Annotated in this window: 1 protein-coding gene; it reads right to left on the bottom strand. The window is 65.0% G+C overall.

Annotated elements, in window-relative coordinates; all coding sequences use genetic code 11:
- Positions 1 to 805: histidine kinase dimerization/phospho-acceptor domain-containing protein (locus K0F86_RS11185; protein ID WP_219134449.1), on the bottom strand; the 805-nt coding region annotated here is incomplete at both ends.

Here is an 805-nt window from a genome sequence, read left to right on the forward strand (position 1 = left end):
GGCCCAGTCCCGTGCCCCCATACTTGCGCGAAGTGGTGCTGTCGGCCTGGCGGAAGGGCTGGAAGACGGCCGCCGCCGCTTCCGGCGCCATGCCGATGCCCGTGTCGCGCACTTCCAGCCGGATCTGGCCGGCGGCAGGGCAGCTGACATCGACGGAAATCTCGCCCCGCTCGGTAAACTTGGTGGCGTTATTGAGCAGGTTGGTGAGAATCTGGCGCAGCCGCACGGGGTCGCCGCGCACATGCTGCGGCACGTCGGGCGCGATGCGGCAGGTAAATTCGATGGCCTTGCGCTGGATGCCGTTGGCAAACAGCGCCACCACATCGTCGATCACCTGGCGCAGGTCGAAGGGGATATGTTCGAGCACCAGCTTGCCCGCCTCGATCTTGGAAAAGTCGAGGATGTCGTCGATGATACTCAGCAAGCTTTCACCGGAACGGTGCACCGTGTGCACGAAACGCTGCTGCTTGGGACTCAGTTCTGTGCGCTGCAGCAACTCCGTCATGCCCAGCACGCCATTCATCGGCGTGCGGATTTCGTGGCTCATCTTGGCCAGGAATTCCGATTTGGCGCGGTTGGCGGCGTCGGCCTCGGCCTTGGCCTGCTTGAGCGCCAGGTCGCGCTGTTCGACGTGCTCGAGCATGCCGTTAAAGCCCAGGATCAATTGCCCGAGTTCATCGCTGCCGTGCTGCGCCACGCGCACCGACAGCGCCTTGCCGTCGCGGATATGCGCGATGGCGTAGGACAGGCGCGCCAGCGGCCTGGCGATGGACGCGCTGATCAGGCCCGTGATGGCCACGCAGGC

This window comes from Janthinobacterium sp. UMAB-60 (genome assembly GCF_900095235.1).
In the GTDB taxonomy this organism is placed as follows: Bacteria; Pseudomonadota; Gammaproteobacteria; order Burkholderiales; family Burkholderiaceae_D; genus Janthinobacterium.